This window comes from Lichenicola cladoniae (assembly GCF_013201075.1).
Taxonomy (GTDB): Bacteria; Pseudomonadota; Alphaproteobacteria; order Acetobacterales; family Acetobacteraceae; genus Lichenicola; species Lichenicola cladoniae.
In genome coordinates, this window is sequence record NZ_CP053708.1 from 1,185,920 (window position 1) to 1,202,324 (window position 16,405).

The following is a 16,405-nucleotide window of genomic DNA, read 5'->3' on the forward strand; positions in this document are numbered from 1 at the left end:
GCGGATCAGCCTCGCGGCCGCCGGCCAGGCTCACTGATCCCCGCCGTGTCTGTGGTGGGCCGGCGTGCCTGCGGCAGCCGGCGCCTTGGCGGGCGCCGGCGGTGGGACCATCACCTTAGAGCCGGTCTTGAGCTTGTCGGTGCCGTCGGTGACGACCTTGTCGCCGACTGCCAGTCCCGACGTGATGACGGTGTCGGTCATACTGGCTGTGCCGGTCTTGATCGGCCTGACGGCGACGGTGTTGTCGGCCTGCACCAGATAGACGAAGTTGCCCTGTGGCCCGGTCTGGATGGCCCCGTTGGGGATCAGGACCGCGTTATGCAGCGTCTGCAGCAGCAGGCGGGCGTTGACGAACTGGTTGGGGAACAGCGCGTCGTCGGTGTTGGTGAAGATCGAGCGGATGCGCACGGTCCCGGTGCTGGTGTCGATCGTATTGTCTATGGTCTGAACGAAGCCGGACGCCAGCTTTAGCGTGTTGGTTCGGTCGTATGCATCGACCTCGAGCTTCGTGCCCGCCTTCATCTGCGCCTGGAGCGAGGGGATGTTGTCCTCGGGAATGGTGAAGATCACCGAGATCGGATGAACCTGCGTGACCACCACGAGCCCGTTGGTGGCCGAGGATGTGATGTAGTTGCCGGCATCGACCTGGCGCAGTCCGACACGACCGTCGATCGGCGACAGGATGTGGCAATAGGCGATGTTCTGCTTGGCGCTGGCAATCTGGCCTTCGTCGGTGCGTATCGCGCCCTGGTATTGGCCGACCACGAAGATCTGGTTCTCGGCGAGCTGGGAGGCGATGCTCTTCTGGCGCAGCAGTAGCTGGTAGCGCGCGTAGTCGGCCTGTGCCTGCTTCAGAAGCGCCGTGTCGCGGATCAGGTTGCCTTCGTACTGGGTCAGCGTGGCGATGTAGAGCCTGGGATCCACCAGGGCGAGCTGGTCACCCTTGTGAACCTCCTGGCCCTCGGTGAAGTTCACCTCGAGCAGGTAGCCGCTGATCTGCGACTGCACGGTGATCGTGGCGAGCGAGGTCACGGTACCGAGCTGGGTCAGCACCACCGGCATGTCGCCGGTCCGCGCGACCGCTTCGCTCACCGGCTGCGCCTGCGCGGTGCCGTCCGCATTCTGTCCCGCGGCACCTCGGTGGTGGCGTCCGCCGGTCGCCGCCGGCTTCGTTTGTGGCCGCAGCAGCGCATATGCAATGACGCCCACCACCAGCAGGACGATCAGCCAAGGGAGCCACCGGCGCCTGCGCCGGGACGTTGCGGCCGGGCCGGATGGCGGTAATGGAGCCGGCGAAGCAGCAGTGTGGGCATCCGCTACGCGAGTGTCGCGATCAGGGATTCTGGTCGGCTCGTCCATGCTGCTCCCTACCCCGTATCAGGGCGCATGCAGTGAAGGCGCGCGCTTGGCACGCGTCTGCTGTGTCGTAGCAGATTATAGGCCCGCCAAAGATGGCAGGTTTCGCGCAAATCCCGCTCGAAACGTCACAGCATCTTCCATCAGGCCGGTATTCTCTGAGCAAACACGGGTTCGTGAGACAATCAAGGCGAGATTGTGGCACAACTATGAGTATGCTATGAAGACTTCATTGGTGCCCCTGGTTTAGATCATCACCCGGTTCGCCGCGTGGCGGATTAGAAAAGTCCGCTGCTCTTTCCGTCCGACGACGGAGCACAGGAGACAGGCAATGTTTCGCAGGCTCTTCGCACTCGAGACCCAGGCTCTTCAGGCACGCACTGATGACTTGGTCATCCGACAGGACCAGTCTGATTACGCAAACCGGGATACGGTCCGCGACATCTCGTATCTCGCTGGAAGCTCCTCCCGCCACGGCATGTGGGCGTCCCGCGCCACTGCCTAAGACCCGAACTATTTAGCCTCGACCGCCGGGAGGCGACTCCCGGTTAGAGCCCCACACGCGCGGCAGGCTCTCCCGCCAGCGCTCGCGCCTTGAGCGCCTTTCCTTCTCGATGATATGGTTCTGCCAACGGTTTCGACTGCGCTAGCGCGCTGTCCAAGGAACTGCGACCGGCGTGACCTCGTTCGCCGCAAAGCAACAACTTCAGTGGAGGATCGAGGGCAATGGTCGACGAGAACGAAATCAAAGGCGCGGTCACCGAAGGCGTCGGCAAACTGAAGGATGGCGTTGGCGGGCTGACCGGCCAGACCGACATGCAGGCCGAGGGGAAGATCGACCAGCTCCAGGGCAAGGTGCAGCAGGAATACGGCGACCTGATCGACCAGGCTCAGGAGCAGCTCGACGAGGTGACCACCCTGGTGCGCGACCAGCCGTTCGCCGCACTCGGGATTGCGGCCGGCGTCGGGTTCCTGCTGGGCTTCCTGCTGATCCCCTCCCGCGACTGACGTCATTCGCCTAGTCGTATCGGCGCCGATCCGCTTGCCACGGGCAGACCAAAGATGGTTTGCCTGTGGCAGCGGCGGCATCTGACGGCGACTCGCGCCCAGCGAGTCTGCCACGAGCCTCCCGAGCTACAGGCCGAGGGGTGGGTGTTGCCACATTACAGGCGCGAATCGGGTCATGGCGGCCGGGTTGCGGGAGTCGACGAAGTTGGTCGTGGCCCGCTGGCCGGGCCGGTGGTTGCGGCTGCGGTCATGTTCGCGACACGACCGCCGAGACGCCTTGCCGTCCTGCTCGACGACTCCAAGAAGCTGAGCCCCGAGGCGCGCCAGGTTGCGCACGACGCCCTGCTTGCCTGTCCCGGTATCTCGATCGCCCTCGGCGCCGCGTCGGTTCGGGACATCAAGCGGCTCAACATCCTGCACGCCAGCATGCTCGCAATGTCGCGTGCGGTCGCACGGCTGCCAGACCTCCCGGACCTGGTCCTGGTCGATGGGAATCGCTGTCCGAAGCTGACCTGCGCGTCCCAGGCGGTGATCGGCGGCGATGGCGTGTGCCTGTCGATCGCGGCCGCGTCGATCATTGCCAAGGTCACCCGCGACCGGCTGATGACCCGCCTCGGTCTGCGATGGCCCGGTTACGGCTGGGAGCGCAATGCGGGCTACGGCACCGCCTTTCATCGGGCGGCCCTCAACTCGCTCGGGCTGACCCGGCACCACCGGGAGGAGTTCGGCGCCGTACGCCAGCTCAGCCTGCTGCTCGAGCTGGCATGATGTCGCTGACAAAAGATCGTTCATGACGTACGCAGTGGGGATGGAGCTACCGCTCGACCAGATCCTGCTCGGCGACTGCATAGAGCTGATGCGGCTGTTGCCGTCCGGCTCGGTCGACTGCGTGTTCGCCGACCCGCCCTATAACCTGCAGTTGCGCGGCGAACTGCGACGCCCCGACGACAGCCTGGTCGACGGCGTCGACGACGACTGGGACAAGTTCGGGGATTTCGCGGCCTACGACACCTTCACTCGCAACTGGCTGGTCGAGGTCCGGCGGCTGATGCGCAAGGACGCCACGATCTGGGTGATCGGCTCGTATCACAACATCTTCCGCATCGGCAGCATCCTGCAGGATCTCGGCTTCTGGATCCTGAACGACGTGATCTGGCGCAAGTCGAACCCGATGCCGAACTTCCGCGGCCGCCGCTTCACCAACGCGCACGAGACGATGATCTGGGCGGCGCGCGGCAAGGAGAGCCGCTACCGGTTCAACTACGCCGCGATGAAGGCGCTGAACGACGACGTTCAGATGCGGTCGGACTGGCTGCTGCCGCTCTGCACCGGCTCGGAGCGTCTGCGTAACCAGCACGGGCTCAAGCTGCATCCGACCCAGAAGCCGGAAAGCCTGCTGCACCGGGTCCTGTTGGCGAGCACCGGCGTCGACGACATCGTGCTGGACCCGTTCACCGGCACCGGCACCACCGCCGCTCTGGCGAAGCGCCTGCGCCGCCGCTTCATCGGCATCGAGCGCCATCCGGACTATGCCGAGGCCGCGATCGGCCGCTACCGTCGCGAACGCCCGTTGCCGATAGACAGCGTGATGGCGACCCCGGCCAAGCGCGACCTGCCACGTGTGCCGTTCGGCAGCCTGGTCGAGCGCGGTCTGGTGCCGGCGGGCACGCGTCTGATGGACAAGCAGCGGCGGATCACCGCAACCGTCTCGCCGGACGGCACCATCCTGAGCGGCACGATCCGGGGCTCGATCCACCAGCTCGGCGCCACCCTGACCAATGCGCCCTCCTGTAACGGCTGGACGTTCTGGCACTTCGAACGGGACGGCATCCTGATCACGCTCGACGTCGTGCGCACGGAGTCCACGCAGGTCGTCCGGGAGGAAGCCGGCTGAGCGCGGCCTTGGTCGGGCGGTGCAAATCCAGCGACCAGTTTAGCAAACGGAGACGGCACCGTGACTGATGGGGCAGTCGAGGACGCGGTGACGGTAAAGCTCGATCACAAGAATCGTGCCGAACTCGATGCCCTGGCGCAACTGACATCGCGGGATCCGTCGTTCCTGATCGACGACGCGATCGCGATCTATCTCGCAGCGCACCGGTGGCCGATCGCACGTATCGCCGACGGCCTGCATCAGGCCGAAGCGGGTGACTTTCCGTCTCCCGAAGAGGTCGATGCCGGTTATGCTCGCTGGGTATGACCGCTCGCTGAACCCGCCCAGCGGCCCCCTGTTGCGGTCACGCTGCACGAGGTCATTGATGGCGTGCAGCTATGTCCGGCCCGGTCGGGTCTCCGACGCGAATGTCGACGTCCTGGCAATCCTGCACGGCGCCCGCGTGTAGTGCCCGCGGTGCCCGCTGGTCGATGCCTTAATCCGGCGGGGGAAGCGCCGGCTGGGGCGCGTCGCCAACGGCGGCGCTGCCGAGGGACGCCGCGACGATGCCGCCGATCGCCAGCCAGTGCATGAATGTTAGATGCTCGCCCAGCAGGAACAGTCCGGCCAGCGTCGCGATGGCCGGCTCCAGGCTCATCAGGATGCTGAAGCTGCGCATGCTCATCCGGCGCATCGCCATCATCTCGATCGAGTAGGGCACCGCACTCGACAGCATGGCCATGCCGAACGCGCTCGCGATCAGGGCTGGATGCGTCGCCAGCGCCGGCAAGGCCTCGAAACCGAACGGCAGCACGAACACCGCCGCGACGCTCATGCCCAGCGCCGTCGCCGAGATGCCTTCGACATGCGAGCCCAGGTGGCGGCCTGTCAGGATGTAGAGCGCCCAGGTCACGCCGGCACCGAGCGCCAGCAGCACCCCGATCGGATCGAGCCGGTGCTGCGAGGCCGCCATCTGCCAGGGCTCCAGCAGCAGCAGCAGGCCGCCGATCGCCATGGCCGCCCAGAGAAGATCCAGGGCGCGACGGGACCCGGCTACAGCCAGGGTCAGCGGCCCGATGAACTCGATGGCCACGGTGACGCCGAGCGGCAACCGGGCGAGGGCTGCATAGAACACCATGTTCATCACCGCGAGCGACAGGCCGTAGGCAAGGATCGCGATCATCCCGCTCCGGGTCGGCCGGGCCATCGCCTGACGGTTCCACGGCCTGGCGATCAGCAACAGGACGATCGCCGCCAGCAGGACCCGCATGCACGCGGTGCCGATCGGCCCCAGGACCGGGAACAGCAGCTTGGCGATCGACGCACCGATCTGCACCGAGCCCATGCCGCCCAGCAGGGCTGGAAGGGCGAGCAGGCGGCGGGCTCGGAGATGGGACGCAGCTGCGGCGGTCGAGACCGCGGTTACCGACACGGAACCAGGGACGATCTAGAACAGCCTGCTAGCTGCCGCCGAACCCGAGGAAACCGATCTCGGGCTTCGGCGCGCCGCCGTCCGCCGCGTAGCGCTGCGGCTTCGGTGCCAGGCCGGCGACCGGGCGGCCGTGCTTACCCTTGGTCTTGATGGGCGGCCCTGCGGCATCGTCGCTGCCGGCCGCGGAAACGCTGGCGGTCTGGATCGACGCGACCGGGGCACCGTTCTCGGTGTTGCGCATCGACAGCAGAACGAAGGTGATGTCGTTGCGGTTGAGGTCGATCGCCATCTCGAGCGGGCTCTGGCCCAGCACGTTCTTGCCGTTCATGTCGGCACCTCGGCCAAGCGCCTCCTTGGCTGCGGTCATGTCGCCGCGGTTGATGGCATCGAACAGGGCGGCGGTCGGCTCCATGTCCACGCTGGCATGGCCGGAGGTCGCGGTCGCCTCGTCGGTCACGGCACCGGGAATCGCCGGCGGCGGCGCTGCGAGACGAGCGGCCTCCTTGGCGGCTGCCCGAGCCTGCTGGTCGGCGGCTTCGCGATCGGAGTCCGCGCCACTACCACCGCCGCCGCCGGTCCCGCCGGCGCTGAACTGCGCCAGGGCGCTGTGCAACGGCATGAGGGCGGGCCCGGCACCGAGCAGGAGGGCGGTCGTGGTCAGGCGCAAGGCGCGTCGGAAATCCATGTCTCGTCTCTGCTGCAAGCCCGGCCCGGGTTCCGTTTCCGGAGCCTTCGTCGGTTCGGTGCGTGTTTGTTAAGCGTGGTTCAGCCAGGCGATCCCGGCATTCAGCCAGGTCGCGTAGCATAGCCATGCCAGATAGGGCGCCATCAATAACCCCGCGAGACGATCGACGCGACGGAAATCGCGCAATGTGAGCCCAACCAGCACCGCGAGCGACACGATCAGCCCCAAGGCGACGAGCGGCTTGTGCAGTCCGAAGAAGACCGGGGTCCATAAGGCGTTCACCGCGAGCTGCCATCCCCAGAGCTGAAGCCCGCGCTGACGCAATGTCGGCGGACGCGGTTTTCGCCGGATTGCCTCGGTCCGGGCGGCACCGACCAGATGCAGCCGTCCCACCGGGCGCTTCCAGACCCGCCATGCCGCAACGCCCATGGCGACGTACAGCGGCACCCAGACGCACGGGAACACCCAGCCGGGCGGCGTCCCGATCGGGTGCCGGAGTGCCGGATACCAGATGCGCATGCCCGGTTCGGTCACCGCGGCATCGGCGCCCGCGACGAACAGGCACAGCCCGACAAAGCCGAGCAGCGCCATCAGCGGCCGCGGGTCGATGCGTCGGGGAATGTGGGCAGGCTGCTGGAAGACACCGTCTCCTGATATTGAACGGGTGTTAGAATGAACTGCATCATCCGGCCATGGCTTCCGCAAGGGCCTTGTGCGGGACGCAGTCGCGAGCGGGTCACGATCAGCTTCGGCCTTCGCGTCTCCAGGCCAGCAACAACAGCATCAATACCAGCGGCAGCACGGCCCAGCCGGGCAGCAGCTGCTCGGCCTGCTCGCCCGTCACCACATGGGCGCCTTGCCGCCTCAGGCCGATCCATGCCGATCCCGCGCTTCCCCCCTCTGCTCGGTCGTGCGGGCCGATCAGCCGCAGTTGCGGCACGTGCGGCCGGGCCGGCTCGTCGCCGAGCCAATGGATGCTGCCGCCGGTCGACGCGGCCAGCGGCGCCAGGACCGTCGCCGTGGCCCGGAGGTCCGAAATCTCCAGCGGATCGGCCGGCCTGGCGGCGGCGAACGCTCGATTATGGCCGTCGGTCACCTCCCAGATCCCCGGGCTGGCAGCGTCCAGGCTGGCCGACGCGGTGCCATCGCTGCGCGACGCCAGTTCGAGCGGATGCCGGCTGCCATCCGGCGCGATGACGGTCACCTGCATGGCTGCCGCCGCCACGACCGAGCGGCGGGTCGCGATGAGATGCCCGTCCGAGATGGTGGCGGAGAGCTGCTCCTCCTCGAGTTCCGGCTCCTTCATCAGCCAGTGGGCCAGCCGGCGCAGCAGCTCCGGCTGCGGCCCGCCGCCGCCTTCGCCGCGCGACCACAGCCAGATCTGGTCGGACAGCAGGAGTGCGACGCGCCCCTGGTCGACCCGGTTCAGCACCAGCAGCGGCGCCTGGCCCGGACCGGTCATCAACACCTGCGCACCGGGCTGGACCTGGTCCGGATCGGCCTTCAACGCCCGATACCAGGGTCCCCAGCCGGATGCCTGCGCGTTGGCGGACGCAGGCGGATCCGGTGTGACGTCCGGTGTCTGGGGTAGGCCCTCGGTGACCGGATGGCGTCGTCCGAGCGCCGTCGGCATCGGCTGGAACCGCTGCTCGATCAGGCCGCCCTCCTCGGGAACACGCACCGGCAGCACGTCGCCGAGCGGGGTATCCTGCAACGTGCCCGGCCCGATGAATTCCGGTCCCGCGGTCAGCAGCAGGCCGCCGCCGCCGCGCACGAAGTCGGCGATGTTGCGCAGGTAGCTGGTCGGCAGGATGCCGCGATTCTCGAACCCGTCCAGGATGATCAGGTCGAACTGGCCGATCTTGTCCTGGAACAGCTCGCGCACCGGGAAGGCGATCAGCGCCAGCTCGTTCAGCGGCGTGGTATCGTCCTTGTCCGGTGGGCGCAGGATGGTGAAATGCACCAGGTCGACCGACGGATCGGCCTTCAGCAACCGACGCCACACCCGCTCGCCCTGGTTCGGCGCGCCGGACACCAGCAGCACCTTGAGCCGGTCGCGCACTCCGTTGATCTGCACGATCGCCTGGTTGTTCAGCGTCGACACCTCGCCAGGCAGCGGCGAGGCCTCCAGCGACAGCAGCATCTGGCCCGGCCGGGTGATCGGCACGGTGATGTCCTGCGGCTGGTTCACCGGCACCTGCCGCCGGATCGGGTCGTCGCCGTCGCGCTTCAGGCTGAGCGTCGCGGTTGCGTCTCCACCGTCTGCGTGCGGTCCGAGATCCTCGACCTCGACACGCAGGACCGCATTCTGGCCGACGATGCCGAACGGCGGCGCCTGCAGGATGCGCAGCCGGCGATCGGTCTGTTCGGCTGAGGCGGTGATCAGCACGTGCAGCGGCACGTTCGTATTGCCGGCCGGGAAGGCGGGCGCGGCCGGTGTGTTGGCGTGGCGGCCGGGATCGGCGGGTTGGGCAGGTGGCACGTCGTGTGCCTGCCCATCGGTGATGGCGACGATGCCGGCGATCCGCCCGCCGCCGTCGCCGGCCGGGATCTGCGCCGCCGCCCGTTCGATCGCACCGACCAGGAGAGTACCGCCCTGGCCGCTCTCCTGCCCGGAGGCATTCTCCCGTGCGGACTGCACCGGCACCACACGCACATCGAGGCCGGGCAGCCGGCTCGCCTCCGCCTGCAGCTCGGCAGCGGCATTGCGGGCAATGGCGGCGCGTTCGCCCACCTGCATCGAGGCGCTCTGGTCGAGCACCAGCAGCAGGGTCTGCGGCAGGTCGCGCCAGGTCTGGTGGGCCAGCAGCGGTCCGGCCAGCCACAGCAGCACCAGCGCGAAACTCAGCCCGCGCCACCAGGCACCCCCCGACCGCCGCAGCAGCGCAGCCAGGGTGACGGCCAGGCAGAGCCCGGCCAACAGCCACAGCAGCCAGCCCGGCAGCAGCGGCTGGAACCGGAGCGAGGTGAGCTGGGACAGGTGTGCGTTCAAGACGGGTTGCTCATTGGCCCAGCCGCTCCAGCAGCGCCGGCACATGCACCTGGTCGGTCTTGTAGTTCCCGGTCAGCGCATACATCACCGCGTTCACCCCGAACCGGTAGGCGGTGACCCGCTGGCTCTCGCCGCCCGGGATTGCCGCATAGGGGGTCTGCCCATCGGCATCGACGGCCCAGGCCGCTGCCCAGTCGTTGGCGCCGATGATCACCGGGCTGACGCCGTCATTGCCGAGATCGTCGTCGCGCGCCACCCAGACCGGCGGCCCGGTGGTACGCCCGGGGAAACCGTGCAGCAGGTAGAAGCTGTGCGACAGCACATGCTGTCCATCGACCGGGCGCAGCGCCGGGATGTCGAGCCCCGCGGTTGCCTGCTTCAACGCCTGGCCGGTGCCCGGCACGAAGAAGGTTGAGCCGCCGGTGGCATCGCCCTGGCTGTCGCTGCCCTGGGTATCGATCAGCAGGATCCCGCCATGGCTCATGTAGAAATTGAGCGCCGCCGTCCATTCCTGGCCGGGGTGTGCGGACGCCACGGTCGCCGGCGTCACCGGCCAGTAGATCAGCGGATAGAAGGCGAGGTCGTCGCGTCCCGGGACCACCCCGTCCGGATGCCCGAGTTGCGCCGAGGTACGGGCATTGGTGTAGGCGGACAGGCCTTCGAGACCCTGGCGCGAAATCTCGTCCACCGCCGGATCGCCGGTCACGACATAGGCGAGATGGGTCTCCAGCGCCGACTTGGATGAGGCTGACGGCTCGATCGCGAGGGCAGGGCATGCATATCCCATCGCTGCACAGAACCCCCCGACCAGCAGGAGCGCCGCGCCGCCCGAACCGCGGCCGAGACGGTGGACGGTAGCCGGCCGGAGCAGTCCGCGTAGCCACATCGTCGCCAGGAGGTCGATGGCAAGCAGGGCCAGCGCCATCACCAGCAATGTCGGCCCAAGCGGACGGTCGGGGACGCGATCCGCCAGGTTCCGCAGCGTGCCGACGACCGGCTCGACGCCAAGCGACGGCAGCGCATCGGCGAGATTGAGCGATCGCCGCGTGGCCGCCGGGCCATACAGGCCGGCGGGATGCCGTGGCGAGACCATGGTATGGCCGAACGCATCGGCCGCGAGCCCCTGCGCCGACGGCGGCGGCGGGCCGAGTACGCCGTCGCCGCCGAGGGTGGAGACCGGCGCCAGCACGGTCCGGTCGCCGGGGGTCGAGAGCCCGGCCGCGCGCTGCACCAGCCGTTGCAGCATCTGCGGGAACAGCCCGGACAAGGCCAGGTTCGACCAGTCGGCGGTGCTGGTGACGTGGAACAGCACGAGTTGGCCGTCGCCTAGCGTGGCATGCGTCACCAGCGGGGTCCCGTCGGTCAGGCGCGCCCAGCTTCTCGCATCGATATCCGCGGTCGGCTGGGCTAGCACCTGGCGCGACACGGTGACCTCGGACGGGACCGTCAGCCCGGCGAACGGGCTGTCGGCGGCGAACGCGGCCGGGTGTTCCGGCTTGCCCCAGGACATGGTGCCGCCGAGTTGCCGCGCACCGCCCAGCAATGCCACCGGCAGCAGCGAATCGGCCGGCGTTGCGGGGACGGTGGCGCCGGTCGCCTCCAGGTCCCCGTCGGTGGTGTCGGTGCGTCCCGCGGCCGGACTATCCTGCAGTTGGGCATCCTGGCGTGCCGCCAGCCTTGGCCCGGCGAAGCGGATCAGGGTCCCGCCCTGCTTAACCCATGCCGACACGCCGTTACGGTCGGCCTGGTCTTCCAGCGCGCCGTCCGGCGCGATCAGCACCGAGAGTTGGTTCGACAGCAGGTGCGCCAGGTCGCCCTCGCGCAGGTCGGCGGTCGGAGCCAGCGCACGGCGCAGATAGAACAGCGTGCCGAGCAGCGGGGTATCGCCACCGCCGGACGAGAGCAGTCCGACCGGCCGGCGGCGGTCGCCTTCGTCGAGCAGCCTGACACCGGCCGGCCCGGGGACCCCGTCGAGCAACAAGCGCGAGAGCTGGTTTCGCAACTCCGCGGGAAGGGTGATCGGCACCTCCATCCTGGTAGCGCCCGTCGGGATCGTGACATCGGTCCGGCCCAGGGTCCCGCCCTGCTCGGTCTCGCCGCGCAGCACCAGATGACGCGGGCCCGGTTGTCCGAGCGTCCTGATCCGCGCCACCAGTCGGCCCGGTGCCGAGATCGGCGCATCGAGAAGGGCTATCGCGTCGGGGCCGGACCGAAGCTCGATCACCGGGCCGGCCTGGCGGAGAGCGGTCGCGAAATCACCATCCGCCGGCGTACCCGGCCGGTCCGCCAGCCCATCGGACAGATAGACGACATCGCCGATGCGAGCCCCCGCCTGTCGCAGCGCCTTGGCCGACGCGGCGCGATCGACCGGCCAGGGCATCGGCCGGGCCTGATCCAGGCGGTCGCGCAGCAGGCCTGCCGGCATCTCGCTCGTGAGCCGGGGCGGGACTCCGTTGATGTCCGCCGCCGTCATCAGCAGCCTGACCTTGCGGCCGTTGCGGGCGGCGCGATCCAGGGTTTCGCGGGCGGCCTGCAGCCGTCCGGTCCAGTCCGGCGCGGCGGCCCAGCCATCGTCGATCGCCAGCAGCAAGGTGCCGGTTCCGGCTGTCGGATGCGGGTCCTGCACCAGCACCGGCTGGGCAAGGCCGACCACCAGCAGCACGGCGGCGGCGATTCGCAGCAGCAGCAGCCAGGGCGGTGCGCGGCGGCTCTCGCGAACGGCTGCCCGCAGCCCGTCCAGCAGCCGGATCGCCGGGAACGACTGCACGCGCGGCGCCGGCGGCAGCGCCCGAAGCAGCCACCAGAGCACCGGCAGCACCGCCAGCCCGAGCAGCAGGAGCGGGGTCGTGAGGATCATGCGCCGACGATCCCGTTATGCAGGCTGGCCTGGCGCTGGTGGCCGATCGCCTGGTGCAGTGCCAGCAGCGTCGTCTCCGGCGGCTGGTCGGTGCGGGCACGCAGCAGACCCGAACCGGTTCCGGCACACAGGGCAGCCAGCCCGGCCTGGTGCGCCGCCAGCACCTCGATATAGGCGTCCCGTATATCCTGGGTGCGGGGCACCAGGTTCGAGGGCTCCCCTTCGGTGCCCTCGAACCGGACACGGCCGGAATAGGGCAGGTCGAACTCGGCCGGATCCAGCACCTGCACCAGCTGCACCGTGACCGGCATCGCCGCGAAGCGCGCCAGGGCCGCCTCGATCTCCGGCAGCGGCGCCAGGAAATCGCCGATCAGCACCAGCCGCGCATGCCGTGGCAGGTCGGCGCCCACCGGCAGCCCGGATCCGGCCGGCAATCCGGCATCAGCCCGTGATTGCAGCAGCTGCCGTGCCAGCCGCTCTCCTGCCTGGCGTCCGGAGAAACGCGCGGTGTTCGGCGTTCCGTCCTCGACCAACCGCACATGCTCGCCGCCACGCAGCAGCAGCAGCCCCAGCGACAGCAGCAACAGTTCCGCCCGGGCGCGCTTCGACGGCAGCAGCTCGCCGGACCGCCATTCCATGCTCGCCGAACGATCGACCCACAGGCACACGGTCTGCGCCGCTTCCCACTCGGTCTCGCGAACATAGGCGCGGGAGCTCCGGGCCGACTGGCGCCAGTCGATCCGGGTGATCGACTCGCCCGGCATCAGCTGGCGATATTGCCAGAAGCTGTCGCCGCTGCCCGCCCTGCGCCGGCCATGCACGCCCTGCGCGACGGTGTTGGCGACCCGGTCCGACTCCGCCAGCAGCGCCGGCAGCCGCGCAGCCAGCGCCTCGGCCTGCAGCCGCATATGCTCGGGCGCCACGCCGCCGGTCCGGCCGATGGCGGCAAGCCCGGCCTGGCCGCCCGCCACGGCTCCGCTGGCCAGCCTCCGGCCGATCCGGGCGATCGAGGACGCAAGGCTCATGGCAGCCGTTTCAGGCGAGACGCCGGACCAGCCCGTCGATGATCGTGGCCAGAGCCACGCCCTCGGCGCGTGCCGCGAAGCTCAGGGCCATGCGATGGCGCAGCACCGGATGGGCCAGGGCGGCGACATCGTCCAGGCTGGGGGCCAGCCTGCCATCCAGCAGCGCGCGTGCCCGCACCGCCAGCATCAGGGCCTGCGCCGCACGGGGACCCGGACCCCAGGCCAGCGAGCGACGCACCTTCTCGTCGGTGGCGGTCTCCGGCCGGGCGCCACGCACCAGCGCCAGGATCGCGTCGAGCACGGTCTCTCCGACCGGCAGCATGCGCACCAGAGCCTGCGCCGCGAGCAGCTCGCCCGGCGCCAGCACCGGCTCGGCCGGTGCGCGGGGCGTACCGGTGGTGGCCAGCAGCATGGCGCGCTCGGCCTCGGCCTCGGGGTAGGTGAGATCGATCTGCAGCAGGAACCGGTCGAGCTGCGCCTCCGGCAGCGGGTAGGTGCCTTCCTGCTCGATCGGGTTCTGGGTCGCGAGCACATGGAACGGCGACGGCAGCGGCTGGTCGAAGCCGGCGACCGCGACGCGATGTTCCTGCATCGCCTGCAGCAGCGCCGACTGGGTGCGCGGGCTGGCGCGATTGATCTCGTCGGCCATCAGGAGCTGGCAGAACACCGGGCCCTTCACGAAGCGGAATGCGCGCCGGCCGCTGCCGTCCTCCTCCAGGATCTCGCTGCCGGTAATATCCGCCGGCATCAGGTCGGGGGTGAACTGCACGCGTCGCGCATCGAGCCCGAGCACGATCCCCAGCGTCTCGACCAGCAGTGTCTTGCCCAGCCCGGGTGCTCCGACCAGCAGCGCGTGTCCGCCGGACAGCAGCGCCACCAGCACCTCGTTGATCACCGCGTCCTGGCCGAAAATCACCCGGCCGATCCGGTCGCGCACGATCGCCAGGCGCGCCGCCAGCCGGTCCGCGTCCGCCACCGGATCGGCAGCCGGCATCAAAGGCGGGGAGAAGACCTCCCCGGTTGCAGTCGAATCCGGTGTCCCGTCGGCCACATGGTCTGGACCTGTCATCGCGCCTCGCTCTCGAACGCGGCAATCTGCCATGTCCGGGGGTTTCATCAAGGAGGGTATGCTTCCTATATCGTGTAGATGCGAATGCACGGCGCCACCGACCCGTCCGGCCGAGGATCTTGACGTGAAGCAGCAGAGCTTCCCCAGCCTCGGCGCCGATGAGATGCCCGGGATGGCGGCGGCCCGAACCGCTCCGTTCGTTCCGGGTCCATGCGGCTTTGCGCCGCGCAGCCGGCCCGCGTCCGATCCCCGGCCGTCGCAGCGCGATTGCGGACCGTTGCCGTTCCTGATCCAGCGCGACGGGAGCTGGCTCTATCAGGGCACGCCGATCCGCCGGAAACCGATGGTCTGCCTGTTCGCCAGCGTCCTGCGCCGCGACATCCACGGCCGCTACCGGCTGGAAACGCCGGTCGAGCGCGGCGAAATCGAGGTCGAGGACGTGCCGTTCGTCGCGGTCGAGCTGGAATGGCGTGGATGCGGCCGCAGCCAGGTCCTGGCCTTCCGCACCAACGTCGACGAAATCGTCTGCGCCGGCCCCGACAACCCGCTGACCGTCGACTGGTCATGCGCACCCGGCGGCGACGAGGGAGCGGCCATTCCGTATCTCACCGTCCGTCCGGGCGACGGCACCCTGCCGATCCAGGCGAGGATCGCCCGTGCGGTCTATTACGAGCTGGCGGCGATCGCCGTGGAAGGCCAGCGTTGCGGCGTGCCCTGCCTCGGGGTGTGGAGCCAGCACCGTTTCTTCCCGATCGGTCCGCTGCCGGATGCCTGCGTCGAGGATTATCCGGACGAGCCGGGCTGACCGTCGATCTCGTGGCGGCGGCGGCGAGCCTGGACGGCGCTGCCGCACTCCCCGTTATCTGGAGCATACTGCCGGATGCGCGGCTGGTCGGCGGCGCGGTGCGCGACCTGCTGGCCGGTCGAATCACCGCCGACTTCGACCTGGCAACCGCGGTGCCGCCGCAGGCGATCCTCGACCGGCTGCGGGAGCGGGGCATCAAGGTGGTGCCGACCGGTCTTGCACATGGCACCGTCACCGCGGTCGTGAAGGGCCGCCCATACGAGATCACCACCCTTCGTCGGGACGTGGAAACCGATGGCCGCCACGCGGTGGTGGCCTGGACCGACGACTGGCGCGAGGATGCGGCCCGTCGCGACTTCACCATCAACGCGATGTCGTTCGGCCGGGACGGCGTGCTGTGGGATTATTTCGGCGGCGAAAACGACCTCCGGGCGGGGAAGGTGCGCTTCGTCGGGACCGCACGGCAGCGCATTGAAGAGGACGGACTTCGCATCCTCCGGTTCTTCCGGTTCCAGGCGCGCTACGGCACCGGCGTTCCGGACCCCGAGGCGGTCGAGGCGATCGCGAACACGACCGCCCGCCTGTCCATCCTCTCCGCCGAGCGGGTCTGGTCAGAACTGCGCCGGCTGCTGGATGTGCCCGACCCGATCGATGCGGTGCGGCTGATGCAGCGTCTGGGCGTGCTGGATGCCGTGCTGCCGGGCGCCGATGTCGGTCGGCTGGCCGGCCTGTTGAAGCTCGCGGCGCCGACCGATCCGTTGCTTCGGCTGGCGGCCCTTGCCCGTGGCCCTTCGGCCCGGGTAGCAGAGCGGTTCCGGCTGTCGACTGCCGATGCGCAGAAGCTCGATGCACTCCGGTCCGGTCGATGCCCAGTACCCGGGCTGGACGACGACGCGCTGCGGCGGCTGCTGGCCGATGAGGCCGCCGACCGGCTTGTCGAGCGTAGCTGGCTCACCCAGATCGACAGTCCGGTGACTGCGAACGAGTGGGACATCCTGCGCCATCGCCTACGCATGATGCTGCGGCCAGTGTTTCCATTATCCGGACGCGATGCCGTGAAAATCGGATTGGTTCCGGGGCCGATGGTCGGCGCGATCCTGCGCGATGTCGGCGACTGGTGGCGCGCTGGCGGTTGCCTGGCCGACCGCGCCGCCTGCCTGGCGCAACTTGCCCGGGTGGCTGCCGAACGATCCGGGAATTGACGCCTTCGGTCGAGCCGGGGCTGAGAGCATGTGCCGGTGGTTGCCGACCGCACGATCTCGTTGATGTGGCGCCAAGATACGGTGGCGGCACGGCTTCTGAT

Annotated in this window: 15 protein-coding genes; 7 read left to right on the top strand and 8 right to left on the bottom strand. The window is 69.1% G+C overall.

Annotated features, from left to right (window positions below; all coding sequences use genetic code 11):
• Window positions 1-30: 30 nt before the first annotated feature.
• On the bottom strand, window positions 31-1,359 hold the full coding sequence (locus HN018_RS05425) for an MdtA/MuxA family multidrug efflux RND transporter periplasmic adaptor subunit (protein ID WP_171834553.1): 1,329 nt from the start codon (window positions 1,357-1,359) through the stop codon (window positions 31-33).
• Between the two features lie 328 nt (window positions 1,360-1,687).
• Between HN018_RS05425 and HN018_RS05430 the strand changes: the two genes are divergently transcribed.
• The 5 genes from HN018_RS05430 to HN018_RS05450 all read left to right on the top strand — a co-directional run bounded on the left by HN018_RS05430 (window position 1,688) and on the right by HN018_RS05450 (window position 4,564).
• Entirely contained in the window at window positions 1,688-1,861 is a 174-nt protein-coding gene (locus HN018_RS05430) for a hypothetical protein (RefSeq protein ID WP_171834554.1), read from the top strand.
• A gap of 221 nt (window positions 1,862-2,082) precedes the next feature.
• The gene (locus HN018_RS05435; RefSeq protein ID WP_171834555.1) at window positions 2,083-2,364 is read left to right on the top strand and encodes a CsbD family protein; all 282 of its coding nucleotides are present in this window, start codon (window positions 2,083-2,085) and stop codon (window positions 2,362-2,364) included.
• Window positions 2,365-2,511: 147 nt separating this feature from the next.
• Window positions 2,512-3,132 carry a ribonuclease HII gene (locus HN018_RS05440; RefSeq protein ID WP_239479032.1) on the top strand — a complete coding sequence of 207 codons (621 nt, stop codon included), beginning with the start codon at window positions 2,512-2,514 and terminating at the stop codon, window positions 3,130-3,132.
• Between the two features lie 22 nt (window positions 3,133-3,154).
• Window positions 3,155-4,258, top strand: a complete 1,104-nt coding sequence (locus HN018_RS05445; protein WP_275434226.1) for a site-specific DNA-methyltransferase — start codon at window positions 3,155-3,157, stop codon at window positions 4,256-4,258.
• 60 nt (window positions 4,259-4,318) lie between these two features.
• On the top strand, window positions 4,319-4,564 hold the full coding sequence (locus tag HN018_RS05450; RefSeq protein WP_171834557.1) for a CopG family ribbon-helix-helix protein: 246 nt from the start codon (window positions 4,319-4,321) through the stop codon (window positions 4,562-4,564).
• Window positions 4,565-4,733: 169 nt separating this feature from the next.
• Here HN018_RS05450 and HN018_RS05455 read toward each other — a convergent pair whose 3' ends face one another.
• The 7 genes from HN018_RS05455 to HN018_RS05485 form a co-directional block, all read right to left on the bottom strand.
• Complete coding sequence (locus HN018_RS05455; RefSeq protein ID WP_204259680.1) at window positions 4,734-5,669, bottom strand: EamA family transporter; 936 nt, start codon at window positions 5,667-5,669, stop codon at window positions 4,734-4,736.
• A 28-nt stretch (window positions 5,670-5,697) separates the two neighbouring features.
• Window positions 5,698-6,354, bottom strand: coding sequence for an ankyrin repeat domain-containing protein (locus HN018_RS05460; RefSeq protein WP_171834558.1), 657 nt, complete (start codon window positions 6,352-6,354; stop codon window positions 5,698-5,700).
• A gap of 69 nt (window positions 6,355-6,423) precedes the next feature.
• Window positions 6,424-6,945: a TspO/MBR family protein gene (locus HN018_RS05465; RefSeq protein ID WP_171834559.1), complete on the bottom strand. Its 522-nt coding sequence runs from the start codon at window positions 6,943-6,945 to the stop codon at window positions 6,424-6,426.
• A 151-nt stretch (window positions 6,946-7,096) separates the two neighbouring features.
• A complete protein-coding gene (locus HN018_RS05470) occupies window positions 7,097-9,346 on the bottom strand; it encodes a VWA domain-containing protein (protein WP_171834560.1) in 2,250 nt (749 codons plus the stop codon).
• 10 nt (window positions 9,347-9,356) lie between these two features.
• A complete protein-coding gene (locus HN018_RS05475; protein WP_171834561.1) occupies window positions 9,357-12,203 on the bottom strand; it encodes a DUF4159 domain-containing protein in 2,847 nt (948 codons plus the stop codon).
• Window positions 12,200-13,228 (bottom strand): DUF58 domain-containing protein, encoded by a 1,029-nt coding sequence (locus HN018_RS05480; RefSeq protein ID WP_239479035.1) that lies wholly within the window; start codon window positions 13,226-13,228, stop codon window positions 12,200-12,202. The genes HN018_RS05475 and HN018_RS05480 overlap by 4 nt, the downstream gene beginning before the upstream one ends.
• 10 nt (window positions 13,229-13,238) lie before the next feature.
• Complete coding sequence (locus HN018_RS05485; protein ID WP_239479252.1) at window positions 13,239-14,222, bottom strand: AAA family ATPase; 984 nt, start codon at window positions 14,220-14,222, stop codon at window positions 13,239-13,241.
• Window positions 14,223-14,421: 199 nt separating this feature from the next.
• Here HN018_RS05485 and HN018_RS05490 point away from each other — a divergent pair, with 199 nt between their 5' ends.
• Both HN018_RS05490 and HN018_RS05495 read left to right on the top strand, forming a co-directional pair.
• Window positions 14,422-15,102 (top strand): DUF1285 domain-containing protein, encoded by a 681-nt coding sequence (locus tag HN018_RS05490; RefSeq protein ID WP_239479037.1) that lies wholly within the window; start codon window positions 14,422-14,424, stop codon window positions 15,100-15,102.
• Between the two features lie 11 nt (window positions 15,103-15,113).
• Window positions 15,114-16,304 carry a CCA tRNA nucleotidyltransferase gene (locus HN018_RS05495; RefSeq protein ID WP_171834563.1) on the top strand — a complete coding sequence of 397 codons (1,191 nt, stop codon included), beginning with the start codon at window positions 15,114-15,116 and terminating at the stop codon, window positions 16,302-16,304.
• The last annotated feature ends 101 nt before the right edge of the window (window positions 16,305-16,405 follow it).

Coding starts and splice junctions, on each gene's coding strand:
- HN018_RS05425 (WP_171834553.1), bottom strand. CDS start 1,359: ATGGACGAGCCGACCAGAATCCCTGATCGCGACACTCGCGTAGCGGAT.
- HN018_RS05430 (WP_171834554.1), top strand. CDS start 1,688: ATGTTTCGCAGGCTCTTCGCACTCGAGACCCAGGCTCTTCAGGCACGC.
- HN018_RS05435 (WP_171834555.1), top strand. CDS start 2,083: ATGGTCGACGAGAACGAAATCAAAGGCGCGGTCACCGAAGGCGTCGGC.
- HN018_RS05445 (WP_275434226.1), top strand. CDS start 3,155: ATGACGTACGCAGTGGGGATGGAGCTACCGCTCGACCAGATCCTGCTC.
- HN018_RS05460 (WP_171834558.1), bottom strand. CDS start 6,354: ATGGATTTCCGACGCGCCTTGCGCCTGACCACGACCGCCCTCCTGCTC.
- HN018_RS05465 (WP_171834559.1), bottom strand. CDS start 6,945: ATGGCGCTGCTCGGCTTTGTCGGGCTGTGCCTGTTCGTCGCGGGCGCC.
- HN018_RS05475 (WP_171834561.1), bottom strand. CDS start 12,203: ATGATCCTCACGACCCCGCTCCTGCTGCTCGGGCTGGCGGTGCTGCCG.
- HN018_RS05480 (WP_239479035.1), bottom strand. CDS start 13,228: ATGAGCCTTGCGTCCTCGATCGCCCGGATCGGCCGGAGGCTGGCCAGC.
- HN018_RS05485 (WP_239479252.1), bottom strand. CDS start 14,222: ATGCCGGCTGCCGATCCGGTGGCGGACGCGGACCGGCTGGCGGCGCGC.